Source organism: Tissierella carlieri, assembly GCF_018917285.1.
GTDB lineage: Bacteria > Bacillota > Clostridia > Tissierellales > Tissierellaceae > Tissierella > Tissierella carlieri.
This window is the reverse complement of the sequence record NZ_JAHLOH010000046.1, coordinates 85,200-108,363: the sequence shown is the minus strand read 5'-3', so window position 1 is coordinate 108,363 and position 23,164 is coordinate 85,200. Positions and strand designations below refer to the sequence as shown.

Genomic DNA, 23,164 nt, shown 5'->3' with positions numbered 1-23,164 from the left:
GCAAGGATATTTAACATTATAATGGATAAAATTATAAAATGAAAGAAAAATTTATTATTTTAGGAGGAGAATTTAATTGTATCAAATTCGTACTGATTTAGCCGTAGAAAATAGAGAATTATATAAACAAGCAAGCAATGAGGATTCTAAGGGGGTTGATATAGAAAAAGAAGAGAAAGAATCCTATATAGTTACAAGAATAAAAGTATTAAACAAGGAGGGGAGTGAAAATATACACAAGCCCATTGGGACCTATATAACTATTGATGTACCTAAGTTAAATAAATCAGATGAAGATCTAAAAGATGAAATTTCTCAAGTAGTGGCCAAAGAAATAAAAGGTCTAGGGAAGAATAAAGAAAATAGTAAAATTTTAATTGTAGGACTAGGGAATTGGAATATTACACCTGATGCATTAGGACCAAAAGTTGTAGAACGAGTTTTAGTTACCAGACAATTTTTTATTAATTATAATAAAGAAATTGATGAGACTGTTGCAAATGTAGCAGCTTTATCTCCAGGAGTAATGGGAATAACAGGTATAGAGACAGGAGAAATAATAAAAGGTGTAGTAGAAAAAGTGAAACCAGACTTAGTAATAGCTGTAGATGCATTAGCTTCAAGAAAGATGGACAGAGTATCCACTACAATACAAATATCTGATACAGGTATAAATCCTGGAGCAGGTGTGGGAAACAATAGAATGGAATTTAATGAAAGCACCATAGGAGTTCCAGTAATTGCAATAGGAATACCTACTGTTGTTGATGCAGCTACTATTGTGAACGATACACTGGATTTAATCATAGATTCATTGAAAAATGAAGCCAATGTAGGGTCAGAATTTTATAATCTATTATCTCAAATATCATCAGAAGAGAAATATTCTTTAATTCAAGAGGTTTTAAATCCTTACATGAAAAATGTTGTGGTTACACCGACAGACATAGATATATTAATTGATGATTTGTCTATAATAGTAGCTAATGGCTTAAACATGGCATTACATCCTGGAATAGATTTAAAAGACGTAAATCGATATATAAGATAATTAAATTTTAGTATATTCGAGCCCCGATAAGAATATAATTTTTGTATTGAAAGTATATTGGGGAGTGTTTAACATGAGAAAAACCAAAAAGTCTGATTATATTATTTTGGCATTGATGTGTCTAATAACTTTAAATATTGGCGCTATAGCTATTGGATTATATTCATCAAAGCAGCCTTATGATCTAGATGGAAATGAGTCTAAGATAGTTAATATATCCTTTGATAAAATAAAAGAAGCATTAAATATAGATGAAACCATTAAAAAAGCTATCAATTCCTTATTTCCAGTAGCTAAGGTATTAGATAATACAGATGTAGTTGAAGTAGGATCTATAAATACAGAACATAAAGATGGTGATGAATTAGATGAAGAATATGATACTCAAAATGATATAATAATAGAAAATCTAGATGAGTATGAATCTTTAATAATTGTTAAGGATTCTGATGGTATAAATACAATAGAAAATGTTCCAGAGCCTTTGATGTTAAAGAAAGTTAAAATTGATAGAGAAAAACCATATGTATTAATTTATCATACACATGCAACGGAATCCTATCTGATTTCAAAAGATACTAATTATCGTAGTTCTGATAAAAAATATAATATGATAGGTATAGGCAGCATTATGTCAACTGTTCTAGAAGCCAATGGACATAAAGTGGATCATGTTGAGACTTCTCATGATCTACCATCATATAATCAGTCTTATTCACGAAGTTTAAATACAATCAAGAATAAAAAAGAGGGATCTGATAACCTAAAAATTTTGTTAGACATACATAGAGATGCTGTACTAGACACTAATCCAAATATAGAAAGTATAAAAGCAAAATCTAAAATAGATATAGGAGGAAAATCCGTTGCTACTTTTTCTTTAGTAGTAGGTCCAGATTCACCTAATAAGGAACAAGTCCTTAGCTTTGCTAAGTATGTTAAGGCTGTTTCTGATGCACTATATCCCGGATTATGTAAAGGAATAACAATAAAACCAGCAGGGAAATATAATCAACATTTATCAGACTATTCGGCTTTAATAGAGGTAGGGTATCATATTAATACATTGGAGGAAGCAAATGAAGGGGCAAAATTAGTAGGAGAAGTGCTGACTTTAGTACTAAATAGCATATTGGAAGAATAGTCTTTTCTAAATTCTGCAAATCTGATATAATGTAAATTACTTGAAATAGTATTAGGAGGTAATACTTATGGAAGAAAAAAATAAAGATGTAAAAAACGAAACTATGGAATGGATAAAAAGTATTGCAACAGCCGTAGTTATTGCAATCTTAATTAAAACCTTTGTTTTTAATACTACTTATGTATTGGGGAACTCTATGTACCCTACTTTGCATGAGAAAGATAGACTTTTCGCTAATAAGATTTCCTTATATTTTGGTGGACCATCAAGAGGTGACGTGATAGTTCTTAAGGCCCCAGATGCTCCAGATAAGGATTATATAAAAAGAGTAATAGGTATAGAAGGAGACGTAGTAGAGATTAAAGATGGAAAGGTATATGTTAATGGTTCTATACTAGAAGAGGAATATTTAATCAACGATTCATACACTCATGTTTATGATGAGAGTATTTGGGAAGTTCCAAAGGGACATGTATTCGTACTAGGAGATAATAGGGAAGAAGGTGCATCTAAAGATAGCCGTTATTTTGGATGTATATCAGCTAAAACTATTAAGGGAATTACTGGATTTAGATATTTTCCTATAGATAATAGATTTGGAAAAATTCAATAAGATTTAGTATAATATATACAAAAATTGGATAATCTAATCTGGGTGATGGTATGGAAACTAGATTAGAGAGAAATAAGAGATTAAAGAAACAAAGACGAATAAATAGAGTAAAAAAATTTTATATTTTAATTTTATTTTTACTTTTGATATTAGGATTAGAAATTGTAAATCAAAATATTGTAGAATTAGATTGTTTGGACAATCCAAATATTTTGAGATTTGATATTAATACAAAGAAATTAGATCTTTTCGGCAAATCTTATATAATTGACTTATCTCTTATAAAAAAGGTTTTTAAAGAAGCATTATAAGGAAGCCTTTTTTGGTCACTGCATAAGCGACTTGCACAAAGTCAAAGATTTAGGCAATCACGGAAAATTCATTATTTAAAATAAATTAAAGTAGAACTTTCCTATTCGTTATAAAAAATTATTAAAAGACCAGTTTCTGGTCTTTTAGTTTTACATAGTATGAATTTTCTGCTATAATTGTCTAGAGTTATCTTGAAACTTCATGAGGAGGAAAAATATGCAAAGAAATAAACAAAAAAATATTAGAAATTTCTCAATTATTGCCCATATCGACCATGGAAAATCTACTTTGGCAGATAGATTAATAGAAAGAACAGGAATGTTAACTTCAAGAGAGATGCAAAATCAAGTTCTAGACAATATGGATTTAGAACGAGAAAGAGGTATAACAATAAAACTAAAGGCCGTAAGATTAATTTACAATGCTAAAGATGGAGAAGAATATATATTAAATCTTATAGATACCCCTGGACATGTGGACTTTACCTATGAAGTCTCAAGGTCCTTGGCGGCTTGTGAAGGAGCAATTCTGGTAATAGATGCTACTCAAGGGATAGAAGCACAAACATTAGCTAATGTCTATCTAGCACTAGATCAAGATTTGGAAATAGTACCTGTAATAAATAAAATAGATTTGCCAAGTGCAAGACCGGATGAAGTAAAAAAGGAAGTAGAAGACATTATTGGAATAGATTGTGAAGAGGCACCACTTATATCAGCAAAAGAAGGTTTAAACATTGAAGATGTATTAGAAAGTATAGTGAAAAATGTACCTGCACCGAAAGGAGATCCAAATGCGCCTTTAAAGGCATTGATATTTGATTCATATTATGATAGCTATAAGGGTGTTGTTTGCTATATAAGAGTATATGAAGGTACAATAAAACCTGGCATGAATATAAGGATGATGTCCACAGGAAAATTCTATGAGGTAGTAGAAGTTGGTGTAAACACTTCAAAACATATATCCTTAGATAAATTAGAACCAGGAGATGTAGGCTTTGTCACAGCTAGTATTAAAAATGTAAAGGATGCAAGAGTAGGGGACACAATAACAGATCACGATAATCCAACTACAGAGGTCCTGCCAGGATATAAAAAGGTTATTCCTATGGTTTACTGCGGTATTTATCCTGCAGAGGGAGAAGATTTTAATACAGTAAGAGAAGCCTTAGAGAAATTGCAAGTAAATGATGCGGCCCTAGACTTTGAACCTGAATCTTCTGCTGCATTAGGCTTTGGATTTAGATGTGGATTTTTAGGACTTTTACACATGGAAATTATCCAAGAAAGATTAGAAAGAGAATTTGATTTAAATATAATAACTACAGCTCCTTCAGTTATATATAAAGTTACAAAAACTACAGGAGAGGTACTTCAGATACAAAATCCATCTAACCTTCCACCTACTACAGAGATAGAATATATGGAAGAACCAATTGTAAAAGCTAATATAATGACACCTACAGACTATGTTGGTGCAATTATGGAACTTTGTCAAAATAAGAGAGGTACTTTCTTAAATATGGAGTACTTAGAAGAAAAAAGAGTTGTATTACATTATGAGTTGCCTTTAAATGAGGTTATTTATGATTTCTTTGATGCCCTTAAATCAAAGACTAGAGGATATGCATCTTTAGACTACGATTTAAAAGGATATCAGCAGTCAGAGCTTGTAAAAATGGATATACTTATCAATGGAGAATTAGTAGACGCATTTTCACTAATAGTTCATGAGGAAAAAGCATATGAGAGAGGAAGAAATATTGCGGAGAGACTTACTGATGTAATCCCAAGACATCAATTTGCAGTGCCTATACAGGCAGCTATAGGTTCTAAGATAATAGCTAGAGAAACCATAAGAGCTCTTAGAAAAGATGTACTTGCTAAATGTTATGGTGGAGATATATCAAGAAAGAAAAAACTATTAGAAAAACAAAAAGAAGGTAAAAAGCGAATGAGACAAATCGGTTCAGTTGAGGTTCCGCAGGAAGCTTTCCTAACAGTGTTAAAATATGACGAAAAATAGAATGATGTAGGGAACGACGCTTCTGTCGTTCCTATTTTTATAACTAATATGAAAGTTTGGTTTTTAATTATATATAGGAACTTGACCTTAATGAGTTTTAAGCAGATTACGAAATATTTGATTTCGTGCAAGTTTCTTATGCATTAGCCAATAAAAGTTTCCTTGATATGCTGCCATAGAAGATTTTATTATTATTGGAGGAGAAGAATGAAAGAATTATCCTTATACATCCATATACCTTTCTGCATAAGTAAATGTTATTATTGTGATTTTTCATCTTTTGTCAATATAAATCACAAAATTGATGATTATATAGATAGCTTGATTCATGAATTAAGCTTATATAAAGAAAGAATAAGTGAATATAATATAAAAACTATATTTATAGGTGGAGGAACACCATCATGTATAAATCCAAAATATATCAATAGGATACTAGAATTTATATATAAGAATTTTAGAACTACTGGATTAGTTGAAGTTACAATAGAAGCTAATCCTGGTACATTAGATAGAGAAAAGGTACGAATATATAAAAAATCTGGAATAAATAGGGTAAGTATAGGAGTGCAGACATTAGATGATAAATTGTTAGAATCCATAGGAAGAGTTCATAAGGCCAAGGATTTTTATAGAAGCTATGAAATTCTAAGAGAAGAGAATATAAACAATATCAACGTAGACCTAATATTCGGATTGCCAAATCAAACTATAGATAATGTAATAGACTCATTAAAGAAAGTAATTGAACTAGGAGTAGAACATATCTCATACTATGGACTTATACTAGAAGAGGGAACGAGACTTTATAAATCCTATATCGAAGGAAAGATTTTATTACCTGATGAAGATATGGAAAGATTAATGTATCATAAGGCTACGGAATACTTGATTGAACATGGCTACGACCACTACGAAATATCTAACTATGCATTACCAAGCTATGAATGCAAACATAATTTAGTCTATTGGGATGTAAAACCTTATCTTGGGATAGGGTTAAGCAGTCATTCAAATATGGAGGGAAAAAGATTTTCTAACACATCTGATATAAATATTTATATTGAAAACTTGAAAAAGAAAATCCTTCCTATAGAAGATGAAGAAATAATAGATAAGAATACAGAAATAGAAGAATTTTGTATACTAGGTCTAAGAAAAATATCTGGTATAGATAAGACCCAATTTAAGAACAGATTTAGTATAGAAATAGAAGAATTATATAAAGATATAATAAATAAACATATAAAAAATGGTTTAATATTAAATGATGATAATTGTATCCGACTAACAAAACGAGGATTAGACTTGTCTAATTTAGTTGAAATAGATTTTTTAATGTAATAAAATATTTTGATAAAAACTATTGACAAAATTTAGAGATAGTGGTAACTTTAAATCGTGAGCATTAGCACTCAATGACATAGAGTGCTAATAAAACTATCTAGTATGTGAAAGAATACTGAGGTGATTAAATATGCTAGATGATAGAAAACTTAAAGTTCTTTATGCGATTATCAACTCTTATATAAATAGTGCAGAACCTATAGGTTCTAGAACAATAACTAAGCAATATGATTTAGGAGTAAGTTCAGCAACTATAAGAAATGAGATGTCAGATCTAGAAGAGTTAGGATATTTAAATAAACCACATTCTTCTGCAGGAAGAATTCCATCAGATAAAGCTTATAGATTATATGTAGATGAAATTTTAAAGAGTAAAAAGCCTAAGTTAGATTTAATAAAAAAAGATGAGATAAAAAAAATATTAGCTAGTGAATCTAGAGAGATAGAACAATTGCTTCAAAATTCAGCAAAAGTCCTATCGGCAATAACTAGTTATACGGCTCTTGCAATATCTCCACAGTTAATGGGTTCAAAAATAAAACATATTCAATTAATACCAATTGATAATCAACAAGTATTGATGGTTTTAGTTACTAATACTGGAGTAGTTAAAAATTCAATTTTTAGGCTAAATAAAGAGATTCCTGAAGAACAAATTAATATAATGTCTAATTTTTTGAATGATAGATTAAAGGGACTATCAGTAGATGAAATAAATGAAGAAGTTTCCAATGGAATTATTAAGGAGATATATGATTATAAGGTTATCATAGACGGGATTATACCTATTATAAATCAATCTATGGAAGATATAGATAATGTTGATTTATATGCTGATGGGATAACCAAAATACTCAATTTCCCAGAGTACAGAGACTTAGAGAAAGCTAAATCTTTTATATCTTTTATAGAAGATAAAGATTTGGTACTAAATCTTTTACTGAATGATTCTCTATCTCAAGATATTGAAATAACAATTGGTAATGAAAACATTTATGATCCTATAAAGGACTGTAGCTTGATTACAACTACCTACAGGTTAGGAGAAAGAACTATAGGTAAAATTGGAATAATTGGTCCTACGAGGATGGATTATTTAAAGCTAGTAAATACTTTGCATTTATTTTCTGTAAATATTACAGAGATTATAAATATGTTGATGAGTAAACATATATCAAAATAATCATAACATTATAAGAGGTGATGTAATGAAGAACAAGGATCAAGATAAAAAAGAAAACTCAGAGGTAATAGAAGAGGATATCTGTAAGGAGGAAATTGAAGAAACTAGTAAAGACTTAGAAGAAGCTTTAGAATCAAAGGATAAAGAACTAGAGGAATTAAATAATAAGTTATTAAGACTTCAGGCCGATTTTATTAACTTTAGGAAAAGAGCTGAAAAAGAGAAGGAGAGTACTATATCTTATGCTTTAGAATCCTTCGTATGTAATCTATTGCCTATAATAGATAATTTCCAAAGAGCCATGGAATCAGAAAATGATAAGGAAAATAATTTCTATAAAGGGATAGAAATGATATATCAGCAATTAATGAAGGTTCTTAATGAGAATGGAGTTGAACAGATTAAATCTCTAGGAGAAAGTTTCGATCCAAATTTCCATCATGCAGTATTCATGGAAGAGTCTGATGATTATGAGGAAGGTAAGATAACAGAAGTTCTACAAAATGGATATATACTAAAAGATAGAGTTATAAGACCATCTATGGTTAAAGTAGCAAAATAACATTTATTTAAGGAGGAGTTTTTATGGGAAAAATAATTGGGATTGACTTAGGTACTACAAATTCATGTGTCGCTGTTATGGAAGGTGGAGAGCCTATTATTATACCTAATTTAGAGGGAAATAGAACAACACCATCTATAGTAGCATTTACAAAAGATGGAGAAAGACTTGTTGGGGAGACTGCAAAAAGACAAGCTATTACAAATCCAGATAGAACTATAGCATCGATTAAGAGAAAAATGGGTTCTGACCATAAAGTAAATATAGATAGTAAAAATTATTCACCAGAAGAGATATCAGCTATGATTTTACAAAAAATTAAAATGGATGTTGAAAACTACTTAGGGGAGACAGTTTCTGAGGCAGTAATCACAGTACCAGCATATTTTACAGATAGCCAAAGACAGGCAACAAAGGATGCAGGGAAAATTGCTGGATTAGAAGTAAAGAGAATCATTAATGAGCCAACAGCAGCTGCATTAGCTTATGGAATGGATAAGGAACATGGTCAACATAAGATAATGGTATTTGACCTTGGGGGTGGTACTTTTGACGTATCCATACTAGAGCTTGGAGATGGAGTATTTGAGGTATTAGCTACTCGTGGAAACAACCACCTAGGTGGAGATGACTTTGACGAAGCTTTGGTAAATTATATAGCAGAACAGTTTAAGAAAGAAAATGGCATTGATTTAAAACAAGATAAGATGTCATTACAAAGATTAAAAGAGGCGGCAGAAAAGGCAAAGAAGGAATTATCTTCCACCATGTCAACAAATGTAAATTTACCATTTATCACTGCGACTCAGGCAGGACCATTACACTTAAATATGGATATCACAAGAGCTAAATTCAATGAATTAACTTCATCCTTAGTGGATAATACATTAGAACCGGTTAGAGAAGCCCTAAAGGATGCTGGACTACAAGCATCTGATATAGAAAAAGTACTTTTAGTTGGAGGCTCAACAAGAATACCAGCTGTGCAAGAAGCAGTTAAAAAATTAATTGGCAAAGATCCGCAAAAAGATATTAATCCAGATGAATGTGTTGCATTAGGTGCAGCTATTCAAGGTGGAGTACTTGCAGGTGAAGTTAAAGATATATTATTATTAGATGTTACGCCTTTATCCCTTGGTATTGAAACTCTGGGTGGAGTAACTACTAGATTAATTGAAAGAAATACTACAATACCAACTAAGAAGAGTCAAGTATTCTCAACTGCAGCAGACAATCAAACATCAGTAGATATTCATGTTCTGCAAGGTGAGCGTCAAATGGCAAACGATAATACTACTTTAGGTAGATTCCAACTAACAGGGATACCACCAGCACAAAGAGGTATTCCGCAAATAGAAGTAACTTTTGATATAGATGCTAATGGTATTGTAAATGTAAGTGCTAAGGATTTGGGAACAGGAAAAGAACAAAGAATAACTATTACAGCATCAACTAAACTTTCAGATGAGGAAATAGAAAGAAAAGTAAAAGAGTCAGAAAGATTTGCAGAAGAAGATAAGAAGAAGAAAGAAGCAATTGAAATAAGAAATAATGGAGATAATTTAGTTTATCAAACTGAAAAAACTCTAAAAGAATTAGAAGGAAAGATTTCTGCAGATGAAAAGTCAAAGGTTGAATCTAAGTTGGAAGAGCTTAAAAAATCATTAGAAGGTGATAATTATGATGAAATTAAGCAAAAAACTGAAGAATTGACAGAAGCTTTCTACTCCATATCTCAAAAAATGTATGAGCAAGCTGGAGCACAAGGTAATCCAGAAGAAGGCGCAGGACCTAAGGATGATGTAGTAGATGCGGATTATGAAGTGGTAGATGAAGAATAAATAACCGATGAAAGATATGAGCTAAATCATTTGATTTAGCTCATAAATTTGATATAATTGTATAAGCAAATTAAAGGTTGGTGAAAAGATGAGGGATTACTATGAAATCTTAGGTTTAAATAAAGATGCATCAGAAGATGAAATAAAGAAAGCATATAGATCTTTAGCAAAGAAATATCATCCTGATTTGAACCCAGATAATAAAGAGGCAGAAGCAAAATTTAAAGAAGCTAATGCAGCCTATGAAATATTAAGTGACCCAGAGAAAAGATCTAGATATGATAGATTTGGGCATGCAGGGGTAGATCCACAAGCAGGAGGTTTTGGAGAAGGCTTTGGAGGTTTCGGTGATATATTTGAAGATATATTTGACATATTCGGTGGAGGAGGATTTAGCAGAGGCTCAAGAAGAACAGGCCCAGTAAGGGGAGCAGACCTAAGATACAACTTAAATCTAGAATTTAAAGAGGCTGTTTTTGGAGTAGAGAGAGAAATACAAATTAGAAGAACAGAAAACTGTGAAACTTGTGGTGGAACAGGAGCCAAATCAGGTACAGGAAAAGAAACTTGTTCAACCTGTAAAGGTAGGGGAGAAGTGAGATATGCCCAGCAAACTCCTTTTGGTCAATTTGTTAGGACATCTACCTGCGATGCATGTAATGGAACTGGTGAGATAATTAAAGATAAATGTAATACCTGCGGAGGCACTGGTAAAGAAATAAAAACTAAGAAAATGAAAGTGAAGATACCAGCGGGTGTAGATACTGGCTCTATAATCTCTATGAGAGAAGAGGGAGAAGCGGGAGACAGAGGAGGACCTAATGGAGATTTATATATTTATATAAATGTGGCGGAAGACCCAATATTTAAACGTTCAGGCAATGATATCTATTTAACAGTACCTATTTCTTTCACCGAGGCAGCACTGGGTGCAGAGATACAGGTACCAACTTTAGAAGGTATAACAAGTCATAATATTCAAGAAGGAACTCAGACAGGAACAGAATTTAGACTCAAGAACATGGGAGTGCCAAATCTTAAAGGATATGGAAGAGGAGACCTTTTCTTTACTGTAGAGGTTAAGGTTCCAACTAAGCTAACTGATAGACAAAAAGAATTATTAAGGGATTTTGCCAATGAAACAGGGGAAAATATCAAGGAGCATAAAAAAGGTTTCTTTGATAAAGTAAAGGATGCTTTCAACTAACAATCACTCCAGGAGTGATTGTTCTTTATAACTAATAGGAAAGTTCTACCTTTATATTTTTTATTTAGAAATTTTATGACAATGAATTTTAAGCAGATTGCCGAATCTTTGATTTCGTGCAAGTCGCTTATGCAGTGGCTAAGAAAAGTTATCTCTAATATAACTTTAGAAGGTTTTCTTAAAATCATGGTAGTTTTTCCATGGCTCTTAGGGTATAATTATTTTAGATTTTAAAAAAGGATGTGTATTTATGAAGTGGACAGAGGTTCAGATAAAAACTACTGCCGAATTAGAAGATTTAGTATCAAATGTTCTATATGATGTAGGTGCTGCAGGACTTGCCATAGAAGACCCAAGGGACATAATAGAACTATCTCAATCAAAAGAAAAATGGGATTTTGTGGATCCAAGTTTAATAAATCAAGACTTTGATGGAATAATAATTAAGGCATATTTTTCTGAGGCAGATGATTTAGAAAATAAAATCGAAGAAATTAAAAATAGAATAAAAAATGATCCAATACTAAATACTGGAGAGAGTGAAATTATAATAGGCATGGTAGACGATAATGATTGGGCAGAATCTTGGAAAAAGTATTATAAGCCAATTAAGATAGGTGAAAGAATCCTAATAAAACCTTCTTGGGAAGAATATGTTTTAGAAGAAAATGATATATTAATCGAATTAGATCCAGGTATGGCTTTTGGAACAGGTACCCACGAGACAACTATGATGTGCACGGAAGCTTTAGAGAAATATGTAAAGCAAGGAGATATAGTGTATGATATTGGATGTGGAAGTGGAATACTTAGCATAGTTGCAGCAAAACTAGGAGCTGAAAAGGTAGTGGGAGTAGATCTTGATGAGCTGTGTGTAAAAGTATCCAATGAAAATATAAGGCAAAACGATGTAGATAAGATTATCGAAATAAAGGAAGGAAATTTATTAGACGTGGTTGAAGGCAAAGCCAATATAATAGTTTCAAATATAATAGCAGAAATAATTGCAAAAATGACAAAGGATTTAAAAGCTTATTTAAAGGAAGATGGCATATTTATTACATCTGGCATTATTGTAGAAAAAATTGGATTAGTGGAAAATGCTTTAGTGGAAAATGGATTTAAAATATTAGATATCAAGAAGTTAAATGGCTGGGCTTGTATTATAGCTATTAATAGTTAGGTGAATAGATTATGCATAGATTTTTTGTTGAGAAAGAACAAGTTATTGATGAGATAATAGAGATAAATGGAACTGATGTAAAACATATAAAGGATGTATTAAGGCTCAAGCCTAAGGAAAGAATTGAAATTGCATCAGATGGAATTACTTATACCTGTGAAATTGAATCTTTATTTAAGGAAAAAATTATTACAAGAATAATAGATAAAGTTAAGGGAGTTAATGAATCGCCAGTTGATATTATTTTATATCAAGGACTTGCTAAAGGTAGCAAGATGGATTTAATTATACAAAAGTGCACGGAAATAGGAGTAAAGGAATTTTATCCTGTAGCAACCCATAGATCAGTTGTAAAAATAAAAGATATAAAAAAGGAACAATCTAAGGTAGAACGATGGAATAGTATAGCTGATGAAGCTGCAAAACAAAGCAAAAGAGATATTCTTCCTAAAGTACAAAATATTATTTCTTTTGATGAAATGGTGGGTATATTAAAAGACGAGGACAATATAATAGTCCCTTATGAAGATGAAAAGGGAAATACAATAAAAGGAAGTTTGGAAAGCAGCGGAATAAAAAAAATGCATTTGATAATAGGACCTGAAGGAGGATTTGAGCCTAAGGAAATAGAAAAATTAAAATTAATAGGGGCAAGAATTGTAACACTAGGACCTAGAATATTAAGGACCGAAACTGCCGGGATTGTTGCATCCACCATAATACTTTATGAGCTTGGAGATCTGGGAGTTATTTAGTGAATAAAGTAGCTTTCTATATTCTGGGGTTTGGGAAAGTAAACCTAAATATGGCTACTTTTAATTCTTGTACACCCCTTATATAATTACTTGTATAATAGAATTGAATTTAGCAGACCAAAGACCACTTTTAATAAAAAAGGTGGTTTCTTTATTTTTTCAAAACATATTTAGTTGATATAGATTCTCCTTTTCCTTTTATGATTTCTCTATCCATAAAATCCTGTAAATAAAATATGCATCTGACCTACTTATGCCTGCTGGACTTTCTAAATCCTTTTTAGTAACATATATATACTCATTTAAGTTAAGTATTCTAGTAGCATAGGTTGAAATGATAAATATTTTTATATTTATCATTTCAACCAAATGTGATTATTATATATGCTATAATATACACATAAGTAATTTATAAGAGTATGAATATATTCTATAAAAATTAAGTGGAGAGATTCTATGAAAAATAAACTTAAACAGGATCGAAAGAGATGGTTGTTTAGTGGGGTTGTGTGGTCATTTATCTTCTTAGTAAAATTATCCAAGGAAGGACTAACTTTATATCCTATTATAAATTGAATTACAGGTGTTCTATGTTTTGCTAATGCTTATATTCGTCATAAAGAAATTATAAAAAATGATGAAGATTAGCCTAATGAACATAGGGGATATAGAATCTCAATTTTTATAATTTCTCTTAAAAATATCATGATTACTAAAATTAAATATTTTATTGAAATACGGTATTATTCAGAAAAGAATTATACGGTATTTTTAGATTACATTTTCACCAACTATATATTAATTCAACTTATATTGATGTATAAATACAAGTTTTGATCTTAATCTAATGAAAATCAGTTTCTTGTAAATGTAATACATACGCTATAATGTCCACATAAATAATTCGTAATAGTAAAAAAATGTGAACTAAGTTTATAGTATGGATAACACTAGCTTAACACGTGAGCTACTTTAATTTAGGAGAGGTTAAATTATGAGAAAATATAATGAGCTGGAATTTAAATCATATTTATGGAAAGGACAATTACATGAAGCTGTGAGTTATCTGAGTGTGAATATGTAAATGATGAAAAGGCTTGGGAGGATAAAGTAGATAATGTTAAGAAGTATGCTTCAGAACTTTTAGAGGAAAGTAGTAAAGTCTTGAAGTTAGCAAATGTTGTCTAACTCAGAAGTACTAATTTCTAACAATAAGAATATACGGTATTCTATATGTAAGATAAAGCTCTAGATTATTCTAGAGCTTTATCTTAATCATGGAGGGATTTCATAACTTTTAATGTGTTCAAGGCCTTCTACTTTGGCTTCTTCACTTGATATTCTGATGGTAACATTATCAATGCCAACAGTATTATGAGCACCTATATAAGGCATTATTTGAATTTTTACTATAAAACATGCTATGCTCTGACGTTCAATATTTAAAAGCTTAACATCCCATGGATCACAGCAATATGGTTTACCATAATAATCTTCTATTGCTTCCTTTATATAGGGCTAAAGAAGGGTAGCAAATACATCTAGATGAATTGAATTTTGATTCATTAGCTAGTGCGAGTGTAGAATTTAGGTAAAATATGCATATAATTAGTCCAACTATAAGAATTATTAAAATAGAATCCTTTTTCAATGTTGTCACTTCTACGATAATTTTGTTATTATTATATGCAAAAATAAATATTATTCATTGGAAAATAAATGCATAAATATTATTAAAAATGTTGGTACTTGCTTAAATATATACATTATATTAAAATAAATGCTATAATTAAATGTAGATAGTTTATTAGGCAAAATATATGCAAGAAAAAATATTTGAAAAGAGTTTTGTTTATGTATATAATTTAAGACATTATTAGAAATAATAGAAAAGTTATATTTAACTTATACTAGAAACAGAGAGGGATAAAATGAATAATATAGATATAACACTTAGTGGTGAAGAGTTCTTTCATCGCTATGGAAGGAAAAAGACTGTAAGTATGTTCACCTTGGGATGTAAGGTAAATCAATACGAAACCGAGGCTATGGAAGAAATATTTGAAAAGAATGGTTATATTATCGTAAATAGCGATGAGATAGCTGACATATATGTAATAAATACTTGTACAGTTACAAATTTGTCTGATAGAAAATCTAGACAATTTATATCTAGGGCAAAGAAATTAAATAAGGATGCTGTAATAGCAGTTGTAGGATGTTATTCTCAAATATCTCCTGATGAAGTATCTAAAATAGAAGGAGTAGATGTTGTAATTGGCACTACTGATAGAAGTAGAATTTTAGAATTATGCGAAAAAGCAAAAAAAGAGAATGAGAAAATTAATATTGTTAGAAACGTAAAGACACAAAAGAAATTCGAGACTATAAATATAGATGATATAAAATCTAAAACAAGAGCTTATATAAAGATACAGGATGGATGTAATCAATTTTGCTCTTATTGTATAATTCCATATGCAAGAGGTCCTATTAGAAGCAGAGAGCTAGATGATATTATTAAAGAAACTAAAAAATTAGCTGATGCAGGATTTAAAGAAGTAGTTTTGACAGGAATTCATGTAGCGTCTTATGGAAAAGATATAGATAAGACTTCTCTAAATAGGGTTTTAGAAGAAGTAGGAGAAGTGAATGGGATAGAAAGGATTAGACTTAGTTCCTTAGAACCGACATTAATTGATGAAGATTTTATGAAGAACATAGTGAAAATAGGGAAAGTATGCGATCATTTTCATCTATCCTTACAGTCTGGTTCTGACACAGTATTAAAAAGAATGAATAGAAAATATACAACTAATGAGTATAGAGATATTGTAAAGCTCATAAGAAAATATATGCCTAATGCAGGAATTACAACAGATATAATAGTGGGATTCCCAGGGGAAACAGAAGAAGAATTTAATGAAACATTAGAATTTGTTAAGGAAATACGTTTTTCTAGAATTCATGTTTTTAAATATTCTCCTAGAAAGGGAACTCCAGCAGCTAAATATGAAAATCAGATAGATGGAAATATAAAAAATATTAGGTCAGAAAAATTGATAGCTTTAGGAGAGGAATTAATGTTAGAATTTAACTCGAAATTTATTAATTCCACATTATCAGTCTTGTTTGAAGAGGAAAGCAAAAAAGAAGATGGCTATATAGAAGGATATACTACAAATTATGTTAGAGTGAAGTCTAATAAAGACTCTAGTATGATTGGTAAAATAGTATATGTGACAATCAACGAAAAGAAAGATGATTTTTTATTGGGAAAATAGATGATTTTAATATAGAAATGTAATAAGATAGTATATAAGAAGGGGGTGGATAAATTGACTGATTGCTTATTTTGCAAGATAGTTAAGGGGGAAATACCTAGCACTTTAATATATGAAGATGAAAAGGTAGTGGCTTTTGAAGATATTAATCCTCAAGCTCCAGTTCATTACTTAGTGATCCCTAAAGAACATATACAGTCGGCAGCTCATATAGATGAGTATAATAAAGAACTTATAGGTCATGTTTTCTTTATAGCATCTAAAATAGCAAAAGACAAAAGGTTAGATACAGGATATAGGATAGTTAACAACTGTGGTATAGACGGAGGTCAAACAGTAGGACATATTCATTTTCATATACTAGGAAAAAGAAAAATGTTATGGCCGCCGGGTTAAATACTAGTTGAAATATTTTAGATTATAATGTATAATAGTCTAGTGCAAAGCCCTTGATGGGGATAGTATGAAGTACTCTTGCAGTAGAGAGAGGAGGGAGAAGTCGATGTCAGAAATTAAGGTAGGAGAAAACGAATCTCTTGATAATGCGTTAAAAAGATTTAAAAGACAATGTGCACGTGCTGGCATTTTAGGTGAAGCTAGAAAGAGAGAACACTATGAAAAGCCAAGTGTAAAGCGTAAAAAGAAATCTGAAGAAGCTAGAAGAAAGAAATATTCAAGATTTTAATTGAGAAGGTGAACAAATGTCCCTTAAAGAAAAACTTATGGAGGATTTAAAAGACTCCATGAAATCCAAGGATACAATTAAAAAAAATACTATCACTATGGTAAGGGCAGCAATAAAGCAAAAAGAAGTTGATGAAAGAATAGAAGTATCTGAAGAGGCCATACTAGACATTATATCGAAGCAATTGAAGGAAAAAAGGATGGCTATCGAGGAATTTAAAAAAGGACAACGACAGGATTTAGTTGAGCTAACAGAAAAAGAAATAGAAATTCTATTACAATACCTACCGAAACAACTTTCTGAAGAGGAAGTAGAAGAAATTGTAATTGAAACTATAAAAGAAATAAATGCTACGTCTATGAAAGATATAGGCATTATTATGAAAGCTGTAATGCCAAAGGTAAAAGGTAGAACTGACGGCAATATTGTAAATAAAATAATAAAAAAAGTTTTTAATTAACCTGGGTTTATTCCCAGGTTTTTTGACATATTTAATATCTTGCTACAAACTTAATTTTTTAGGGATATGCCAGTATTGAGAAAGCCTTGAGATTTATAAATTTGTTAGTTATTTTACAAATTTATGGGTAATAGTATAGAGAAAGGGATATAAATAGAATTATTGATAGTCTCTTAAGTACATATTATGGGAGGTGCTTAAATGAAAAAAAGTAGAGTGGTCATCATACTAATATCTTTAATAGTCTTGATTTTATCAAACGTAGGCTATGCAGATGCTGGGGGAGATGTATATGTTGTTCCCATTAAGGGTGAAATCAACAAGGCGACTTATAATTTCTTAAACAATACTATGTCTAAATTGATTAAAGAAAACCCAGCAGCAATTATATTTGAAATAGATACCTATGGTGGACTAATTAATGAGGCAGAAAAAATTAAATCTCTGATTATGTCCTCATCTATACCAACTATTTCCTATGTAAATAGCAAGGCGGAATCTGCAGGAGTATTGATAACCATTGCGTCAGAAAAAGTCGTTATGGCTAATTCAGCTACAATTGGATCTGCTGAAACAATACCAAATACCGAAAAAGTACTTTCTATGTGGAGAGGTCTCTTAAGAGATACGGCTCAATATAGAAATAGAAATCCTGAAGTTATAGAGGCTATGGCAGATAAAGATATTGAAATTGAAGGTTTAGTAACTAGGGGTAAATTAGTTAATTTAACTTCATCAGAAGCTGTCGAGTATGGAATAGCTGATTTGTCTACAGATAGCTATAGGGAGATATTAGATTATTTTAATCTTGATAATGCAAATATACAAAGGATAGATGAAGGTCTTCAAATAAAACTGGCTAAATATATATCAAATCCTTATATAAGTAGTTTATTGTTGACTTTAGGATTTGTTGGGTTAGTAATTGAAATATTAACACCTGGATTCGGAATCGGAGGCACAATTAGTATAATAGGCTTTGGATTATACTTTGGAGGAAATATCTTAGCGGGGAACTCCCATTGGACATCTTTAGTATTGTTTGTGACAGGTCTGATACTATTAGTCATAGAGGCAATAATGCCAGGCTTTGGACTTCCTGGAATTAGTGGTATAATACTAGTAATAGTAGGTACAGTCCTTGCTATGGATTCATTGGGAGTGGCATTATTTTCTTTAAGTATAGCTATAATAATAACTACTATAGTGACTATAATATTAATAAAGATGGGTTTTAAATCCAAAATGCTTAATAAGATCGTTTTGGATACAGAACATAAGGATGAAAGAGGATATCTATCTGTTGATTCTATGAATCAGTATATAGATAAAGAAGGAATTAGTATAACAGAACTTCGCCCTGCTGGGTTTATAGAGATAGAAGGAATGAAGCTAGATGCACTATCAGATGGTGGTTTTATTCCAAAAGATACAACTATAAAAGTAGTAAGGGTAGAAGGTTCAAAAATATTTGTTAGGAGGTTGTAATATGCCATATTTACCAATAGGGTTTGCCCTAATTATTATTATTTTTGTAATGCTTTTCTTCTCATTTGTACCAGTAGGACTTTGGATTACAGCTTTTTTCTCAGGAGTTAAAATTTCTATGTCGACTCTTATAGGTATGAGACTTAGAAGAGTAGCACCATCTAGAATAGTAAATCCAATGATCAAAGCTACAAAAGCAGGTCTAGTTATTAAAATCAATGAGCTAGAAGCTCATTATTTAGCAGGAGGAAATGTAAATACTTTGGTAGATGCTTTAATAGCAGCTCAAAGAGCAAATATTCCACTAGAATTTGAGAGAGCAGCGGCAATTGACTTAGCTGGTAGAAATGTATTAGAAGCAGTTCAAGTATCAGTTAATCCTAAGGTAATAGAAACACCTCAAATTGCAGCAGTGGCTAAGGATGGTATTGAAGTAGTAGTAAAAGCAAGAGTTACTGTTAGAGCTAATATTGAAAGGCTAGTTGGAGGAGCGGGAGAAGAAACTATCATTGCCAGGGTAGGTGAGGGGATAGTAACCACTGTAGGTAGTTCTAATTCCCATAAAGATGTATTAGAAAATCCTGATAGCATATCAAAGACTGTACTTGATAAGGGCTTAGATTCAGGAACAGCATTTGAAATATTGTCTATAGATATAGCAGATGTAGATGTAGGTAGAAATATAGGTGCTAAACTTCTAATGGATCAGGCAGAAGCAGATAAGAGAATTGCTGAGGCAAAGGCAGAAGAAAGAAGAGCTATGGCAGTAGCTAAAGAACAAGAAATGAAGGCTGAGGTACAGGCGATGAGGGCTAAAGTAGTAGAATCAGAAGCAGAAGTGCCATTAGCATTAGCAACAGCTCTAAAATCAGGTAATCTAGGCGTCATGGATTATTATAATATGAGAAATATATTGGCAGATACAGATATGAGATCATCCATATCAAAAATAGCCGAAGACGATAAGAAACAGAAGTAAGGAGGGATAATATGCCCGGTCCTTTATTATTCTTTATATTCATTGTAGTAATAGATCTAATATTAAAGTCTGCTAAAGATAAGAAAAAAATAGAAGAAGCAAAAAACAGGAGGACACAGGAATTAAGCAAACAACCTGTACCTTCTAGACCTATGGCAGACTTAAGAAAGATATTGGCAGAAGAAGTTGAAAAAGAAAGACAAAAAGAGATAGCAAGAAGACAAGGAAAGACTAATCAACGTCAGGATATCTTGCTTAAGGAAAAAAGACCAGATATAAATGCTGATGATAAAAAAGCAGATATAAATGAAATATCTTGGGAAGTAAGAGAAAATGGAAATAGAAATTCAGAAAATAAAAATTCAGAAACAGTATCATCACAAAATAAGATAGAAAATAATGAAAGAAATTTAAGGGAAGATATTCTAAGAGGAATAATATTTTCTGAAATATTATCAGAACCAAAAAGTTTGCAAAATCAAAGGAGAAGTCTGTAATTTTTACAGACTTCTTTTTCGTAGGAATAGTCCATATATGAAGGGCATAGAATTAATAGGAGGGATGATAATGAAACGACAGATAGAGAATGTAAAATACAGTATTTCAGAAGCGCTGGAATTGCCCATAGATATTATGATGGACTTACCAAGACTAACAGTTATAGGAAATATTGAGGCTTCATTATTGAATCACAAAGGGATTATAGAATATACACAGGAAACCATTAGAATAAATACAAAATCGGGTGTTTTTAAAATAACGGGTCAGGGATTAGAGATTAAAACAATACTTTCCGAAGAAATAATTATTGTTGGTTCAATTGAAAATATAGAAATAATCAGCTAGGGAGTGTTATTATGCTAGCTATAAAAATATGGAATTATTTTAAAGGATATGTTATTATTAGGGTTGAGGGACTTACTTTGGAGAGACTATTAAATTTAGCGGCTACGTACAATATATATCTATGGGACATAAAAAGACATAGCAATATTGTTCTTGAGATGAAATCTAGCATTAGAGGATTTAAGGAACTCAGGGAAATAGTAAAAAAAGTAGGCTGCAGAGTGGAAATAAAAGAAAAAATAGGATTTCCTTTTGTAATAATGAAGCTTAGGGAAAGAAAAATGTTGGTAGCAGGTTTCTTATTGTTTTTGATGACAATTTTTTTACTAACTTCTACTATTTGGAAAGTAGAAATATTAGGTAATGAACAAACGCCAAAGGAAGAGATAATTTCTTTGCTGAAAAGTAACAATATATCTATAGGTAAACTTAAATTTAATATGGAAAAAGAGGCTATAAAGGATATATTAATAGATAATTATGATTATTTTTCATTTATTTCAGTAAATATAAAAGGAACAAAGCTAATTATAGAGGTAAAAGAAGAAGATTTGCCACCGGAGAAAATCGATAAATCATATCCCTGCCATATAGTAGCAAAGAAAAAAGGTGTGGTGGTAAAGGTAATTCCTAAAAATGGCAAAGCTGTTGTGGAAAAAGGTGGAGTAGTTAATGAAGGAGAAATTCTTATTACGGGTATACTAAATAATGAAAACACACAGGAGCATATATTAGTTCATGCCGAGGGAGAAGTATTAGCCTTAACACGATATAGTAGTATAATTAAAGAACCTATAATAAAAAATGAGGAAAAATATACAGGGAAAGTTCATAAGCAAAAAGGCATAAAAATTAAAGATAAAGGAATTATGTTTATGAAAGGCAGTATTCCCTTTTCAAATTACAAGGAATTTGAAGTAGAGAAAGATTTAATCAATCTTGATAAATTGGGCATAGAATTTCCTATTAAGAGAGTTGAATATGAATATAGAGAAGTTGAGATAAAAGAAGTAAAACAAAATATAGATTTCTTGAAAGAAGCTACTCAAATTCAAGCTACAAAGGAAATAAATAAGGAACTGCCAGAAGGTGCGCAAATACAGTCAAAGACTACAAGACATCAAGTGGATGATAATATATTAACAACACAGGTTATAGTAGAGACAATAGAAGACATAGGAAGAAAGCAAATAATTGAAAATAAGGAGGATTAAATTTGCCAAACAATATAGAAGAAAATAGCATAATGATTGAAGACAATGAAATAATTAGAGAAATATTCGGAGATTTTGATGAAAATATTAATATAATGAAAGAAGAACTAGGTATCAATATTGCTATTAGAGATGGTGAAATAAAATTATATGGTGATAGAGTATCTATAGACTTAGGACAAAAACTGATTTATAATTTAATTGAGATAGTAAGAAAACAAGGTAAATTAGATAAACAAAATTTAAGATATTCAATTCAACTTTTACTTGAAGGACAAGGAGAATATGTCAAAGAACTACTTAAAGATGTGGTATGTGTTACAGCTTCGGGAAAAAGTATTAAACCAAAGACTTTAGGTCAAAAAAGATACTTGGACTCTATTAAGAAAAATGATATAGTATTTGGGATTGGTCCAGCAGGTACAGGAAAAACCTATTTGGCCATGGCTATGGCAGTTCAATCCTTTAAAAATAAAGAGGTAAATAGGATAATACTTACAAGACCAGCAGTTGAAGCTGGGGAAAGCTTGGGATTTTTACCCGGTGATTTGCAAGAAAAGGTAGACCCATATTTAAGACCAATCTACGATGCATTATTTGATATATTAGGGGCAGAGTCTTATGCAAGATATATGGAAAAGGGTGTAATAGAAGTAGCACCACTGGCCTATATGAGGGGAAGGACATTGGATTCTTCTTATGTTATATTAGATGAGGCTCAGAATACTACTAATGAACAAATGAAAATGTTTTTAACAAGGCTTGGATTTGGTTCAAAGGCAATAATTACAGGTGATATAACCCAAATCGATCTTTCAAAAGGGAAGGAATCAGGACTTAAAACAATAGCAAAAATATTAAATGGCGTAGATGGAATAGATTTTATATATCTTTCTAAAAATGATATAGTTAGACATCCTTTAGTTCAAAAAATAATTGAGGCGTATGATAGATTTGAAAACATAAATGGATAAGCCATAAG

At 31.0% G+C, this 23,164-nt stretch carries 24 protein-coding genes; 22 read left to right on the top strand and 2 right to left on the bottom strand.

All coding sequences use genetic code 11. The features are described from left to right. Positions 1-76 precede the first annotated feature (76 nt). From gpr to KQI38_RS16420, 12 genes are all read left to right on the top strand, one after another. Positions 77-1,051, top strand: coding sequence for a GPR endopeptidase (gene gpr / locus KQI38_RS16475; protein ID WP_216561305.1), 975 nt, complete (start codon positions 77-79; stop codon positions 1,049-1,051). 73 nt (positions 1,052-1,124) lie between these two features. After that, positions 1,125-2,195: a stage II sporulation protein P gene (gene spoIIP / locus KQI38_RS16470; protein ID WP_216561303.1), complete on the top strand. Its 1,071-nt coding sequence runs from the start codon at positions 1,125-1,127 to the stop codon at positions 2,193-2,195. 67 nt (positions 2,196-2,262) lie between these two features. Next, positions 2,263-2,808, top strand: coding sequence for a signal peptidase I (gene lepB / locus KQI38_RS16465; protein ID WP_216561301.1), 546 nt, complete (start codon positions 2,263-2,265; stop codon positions 2,806-2,808). 50 nt (positions 2,809-2,858) lie between these two features. After that, positions 2,859-3,119 (top strand): hypothetical protein, encoded by a 261-nt coding sequence (locus KQI38_RS16460; RefSeq protein ID WP_216561299.1) that lies wholly within the window; start codon positions 2,859-2,861, stop codon positions 3,117-3,119. A gap of 217 nt (positions 3,120-3,336) precedes the next feature. Further along, positions 3,337-5,148, top strand: coding sequence for a translation elongation factor 4 (gene lepA, locus KQI38_RS16455; protein ID WP_216561297.1), 1,812 nt, complete (start codon positions 3,337-3,339; stop codon positions 5,146-5,148). 207 nt (positions 5,149-5,355) lie between these two features. Further along, positions 5,356-6,492 (top strand): radical SAM family heme chaperone HemW, encoded by a 1,137-nt coding sequence (gene hemW / locus KQI38_RS16450; RefSeq protein WP_216561295.1) that lies wholly within the window; start codon positions 5,356-5,358, stop codon positions 6,490-6,492. Between the two features lie 133 nt (positions 6,493-6,625). After that, the gene (hrcA, locus tag KQI38_RS16445; RefSeq protein WP_216561293.1) at positions 6,626-7,678 is read left to right on the top strand and encodes a heat-inducible transcriptional repressor HrcA; all 1,053 of its coding nucleotides are present in this window, start codon (positions 6,626-6,628) and stop codon (positions 7,676-7,678) included. Between the two features lie 25 nt (positions 7,679-7,703). Then, positions 7,704-8,240: a nucleotide exchange factor GrpE gene (grpE, locus tag KQI38_RS16440; RefSeq protein WP_216561291.1), complete on the top strand. Its 537-nt coding sequence runs from the start codon at positions 7,704-7,706 to the stop codon at positions 8,238-8,240. A 23-nt stretch (positions 8,241-8,263) separates the two neighbouring features. Next, entirely contained in the window at positions 8,264-10,081 is a 1,818-nt protein-coding gene (dnaK, locus tag KQI38_RS16435) for a molecular chaperone DnaK (RefSeq protein ID WP_216561289.1), read from the top strand. A gap of 88 nt (positions 10,082-10,169) precedes the next feature. Then, the gene (dnaJ, locus tag KQI38_RS16430; protein ID WP_216561287.1) at positions 10,170-11,288 is read left to right on the top strand and encodes a molecular chaperone DnaJ; all 1,119 of its coding nucleotides are present in this window, start codon (positions 10,170-10,172) and stop codon (positions 11,286-11,288) included. A 250-nt stretch (positions 11,289-11,538) separates the two neighbouring features. Then, positions 11,539-12,471 carry a 50S ribosomal protein L11 methyltransferase gene (prmA, locus tag KQI38_RS16425; protein WP_216561285.1) on the top strand — a complete coding sequence of 311 codons (933 nt, stop codon included), beginning with the start codon at positions 11,539-11,541 and terminating at the stop codon, positions 12,469-12,471. Positions 12,472-12,482: 11 nt separating this feature from the next. Beyond that, entirely contained in the window at positions 12,483-13,226 is a 744-nt protein-coding gene (locus KQI38_RS16420; RefSeq protein WP_216561283.1) for an RsmE family RNA methyltransferase, read from the top strand. 198 nt (positions 13,227-13,424) lie between these two features. Here KQI38_RS16420 and KQI38_RS16415 read toward each other — a convergent pair whose 3' ends face one another. Together KQI38_RS16415 and KQI38_RS22865 are read right to left on the bottom strand one after the other, a co-directional pair. Continuing rightward, a complete protein-coding gene (locus tag KQI38_RS16415) occupies positions 13,425-13,586 on the bottom strand; it encodes a hypothetical protein (protein WP_216561281.1) in 162 nt (53 codons plus the stop codon). Between the two features lie 915 nt (positions 13,587-14,501). Next, complete coding sequence (locus KQI38_RS22865; protein ID WP_216561329.1) at positions 14,502-14,738, bottom strand: DUF3888 domain-containing protein; 237 nt, start codon at positions 14,736-14,738, stop codon at positions 14,502-14,504. A gap of 419 nt (positions 14,739-15,157) precedes the next feature. Here KQI38_RS22865 and mtaB point away from each other — a divergent pair, with 419 nt between their 5' ends. The 10 genes from mtaB (at position 15,158) to KQI38_RS16360 (ending at position 23,156) form a co-directional block, all read left to right on the top strand. After that, positions 15,158-16,510: a tRNA (N(6)-L-threonylcarbamoyladenosine(37)-C(2))-methylthiotransferase MtaB gene (gene mtaB, locus KQI38_RS16405; RefSeq protein ID WP_216561279.1), complete on the top strand. Its 1,353-nt coding sequence runs from the start codon at positions 15,158-15,160 to the stop codon at positions 16,508-16,510. 54 nt (positions 16,511-16,564) lie between these two features. Further along, on the top strand, positions 16,565-16,906 hold the full coding sequence (locus tag KQI38_RS16400) for a histidine triad nucleotide-binding protein (protein WP_216561277.1): 342 nt from the start codon (positions 16,565-16,567) through the stop codon (positions 16,904-16,906). Between the two features lie 106 nt (positions 16,907-17,012). After that, on the top strand, positions 17,013-17,195 hold the full coding sequence (rpsU, locus tag KQI38_RS16395; protein ID WP_094899483.1) for a 30S ribosomal protein S21: 183 nt from the start codon (positions 17,013-17,015) through the stop codon (positions 17,193-17,195). 16 nt (positions 17,196-17,211) lie between these two features. Beyond that, positions 17,212-17,655: a GatB/YqeY domain-containing protein gene (locus tag KQI38_RS16390; RefSeq protein ID WP_216561275.1), complete on the top strand. Its 444-nt coding sequence runs from the start codon at positions 17,212-17,214 to the stop codon at positions 17,653-17,655. 201 nt (positions 17,656-17,856) lie between these two features. Then, entirely contained in the window at positions 17,857-19,143 is a 1,287-nt protein-coding gene (locus tag KQI38_RS16385; protein WP_216561273.1) for an NfeD family protein, read from the top strand. Between the two features lies 1 nt (position 19,144). Next, positions 19,145-20,122, top strand: coding sequence for a flotillin-like protein FloA (gene floA, locus KQI38_RS16380; RefSeq protein ID WP_094899487.1), 978 nt, complete (start codon positions 19,145-19,147; stop codon positions 20,120-20,122). Positions 20,123-20,133: 11 nt separating this feature from the next. Next, the gene (locus KQI38_RS16375; RefSeq protein ID WP_216561271.1) at positions 20,134-20,619 is read left to right on the top strand and encodes a hypothetical protein; all 486 of its coding nucleotides are present in this window, start codon (positions 20,134-20,136) and stop codon (positions 20,617-20,619) included. Positions 20,620-20,689: 70 nt separating this feature from the next. Continuing rightward, positions 20,690-20,968, top strand: coding sequence for a sporulation protein YqfC (yqfC, locus tag KQI38_RS16370; RefSeq protein WP_094899491.1), 279 nt, complete (start codon positions 20,690-20,692; stop codon positions 20,966-20,968). Between the two features lie 11 nt (positions 20,969-20,979). Next, on the top strand, positions 20,980-22,182 hold the full coding sequence (yqfD, locus tag KQI38_RS16365; protein WP_094899493.1) for a sporulation protein YqfD: 1,203 nt from the start codon (positions 20,980-20,982) through the stop codon (positions 22,180-22,182). 32 nt (positions 22,183-22,214) lie between these two features. Then, a complete protein-coding gene (locus tag KQI38_RS16360; protein ID WP_216561327.1) occupies positions 22,215-23,156 on the top strand; it encodes a PhoH family protein in 942 nt (313 codons plus the stop codon). The last annotated feature ends 8 nt before the right edge of the window (positions 23,157-23,164 follow it).

What these genes read in the sequence shown, in the direction of transcription:
- spoIIP (WP_216561303.1), top strand. Translation starts at nt 1,125, where the DNA reads ATGAGAAAAACCAAAAAGTCTGATTATATTATTTTGGCATTGATGTGT.
- lepB (WP_216561301.1), top strand. Translation starts at nt 2,263, where the DNA reads ATGGAAGAAAAAAATAAAGATGTAAAAAACGAAACTATGGAATGGATA.
- KQI38_RS16460 (WP_216561299.1), top strand. Translation starts at nt 2,859, where the DNA reads ATGGAAACTAGATTAGAGAGAAATAAGAGATTAAAGAAACAAAGACGA.
- lepA (WP_216561297.1), top strand. Translation starts at nt 3,337, where the DNA reads ATGCAAAGAAATAAACAAAAAAATATTAGAAATTTCTCAATTATTGCC.
- hemW (WP_216561295.1), top strand. Translation starts at nt 5,356, where the DNA reads ATGAAAGAATTATCCTTATACATCCATATACCTTTCTGCATAAGTAAA.
- hrcA (WP_216561293.1), top strand. Translation starts at nt 6,626, where the DNA reads ATGCTAGATGATAGAAAACTTAAAGTTCTTTATGCGATTATCAACTCT.
- grpE (WP_216561291.1), top strand. Translation starts at nt 7,704, where the DNA reads ATGAAGAACAAGGATCAAGATAAAAAAGAAAACTCAGAGGTAATAGAA.
- dnaK (WP_216561289.1), top strand. Translation starts at nt 8,264, where the DNA reads ATGGGAAAAATAATTGGGATTGACTTAGGTACTACAAATTCATGTGTC.
- dnaJ (WP_216561287.1), top strand. Translation starts at nt 10,170, where the DNA reads ATGAGGGATTACTATGAAATCTTAGGTTTAAATAAAGATGCATCAGAA.
- prmA (WP_216561285.1), top strand. Translation starts at nt 11,539, where the DNA reads ATGAAGTGGACAGAGGTTCAGATAAAAACTACTGCCGAATTAGAAGAT.
- KQI38_RS16420 (WP_216561283.1), top strand. Translation starts at nt 12,483, where the DNA reads ATGCATAGATTTTTTGTTGAGAAAGAACAAGTTATTGATGAGATAATA.
- KQI38_RS16415 (WP_216561281.1), bottom strand. Translation starts at nt 13,586, where the DNA reads ATGATAAATATAAAAATATTTATCATTTCAACCTATGCTACTAGAATA.
- mtaB (WP_216561279.1), top strand. Translation starts at nt 15,158, where the DNA reads ATGAATAATATAGATATAACACTTAGTGGTGAAGAGTTCTTTCATCGC.
- rpsU (WP_094899483.1), top strand. Translation starts at nt 17,013, where the DNA reads ATGTCAGAAATTAAGGTAGGAGAAAACGAATCTCTTGATAATGCGTTA.
- KQI38_RS16390 (WP_216561275.1), top strand. Translation starts at nt 17,212, where the DNA reads ATGTCCCTTAAAGAAAAACTTATGGAGGATTTAAAAGACTCCATGAAA.
- KQI38_RS16385 (WP_216561273.1), top strand. Translation starts at nt 17,857, where the DNA reads ATGAAAAAAAGTAGAGTGGTCATCATACTAATATCTTTAATAGTCTTG.
- floA (WP_094899487.1), top strand. Translation starts at nt 19,145, where the DNA reads ATGCCATATTTACCAATAGGGTTTGCCCTAATTATTATTATTTTTGTA.
- KQI38_RS16375 (WP_216561271.1), top strand. Translation starts at nt 20,134, where the DNA reads ATGCCCGGTCCTTTATTATTCTTTATATTCATTGTAGTAATAGATCTA.
- yqfC (WP_094899491.1), top strand. Translation starts at nt 20,690, where the DNA reads ATGAAACGACAGATAGAGAATGTAAAATACAGTATTTCAGAAGCGCTG.
- yqfD (WP_094899493.1), top strand. Translation starts at nt 20,980, where the DNA reads ATGCTAGCTATAAAAATATGGAATTATTTTAAAGGATATGTTATTATT.
- KQI38_RS16360 (WP_216561327.1), top strand. Translation starts at nt 22,215, where the DNA reads ATGATTGAAGACAATGAAATAATTAGAGAAATATTCGGAGATTTTGAT.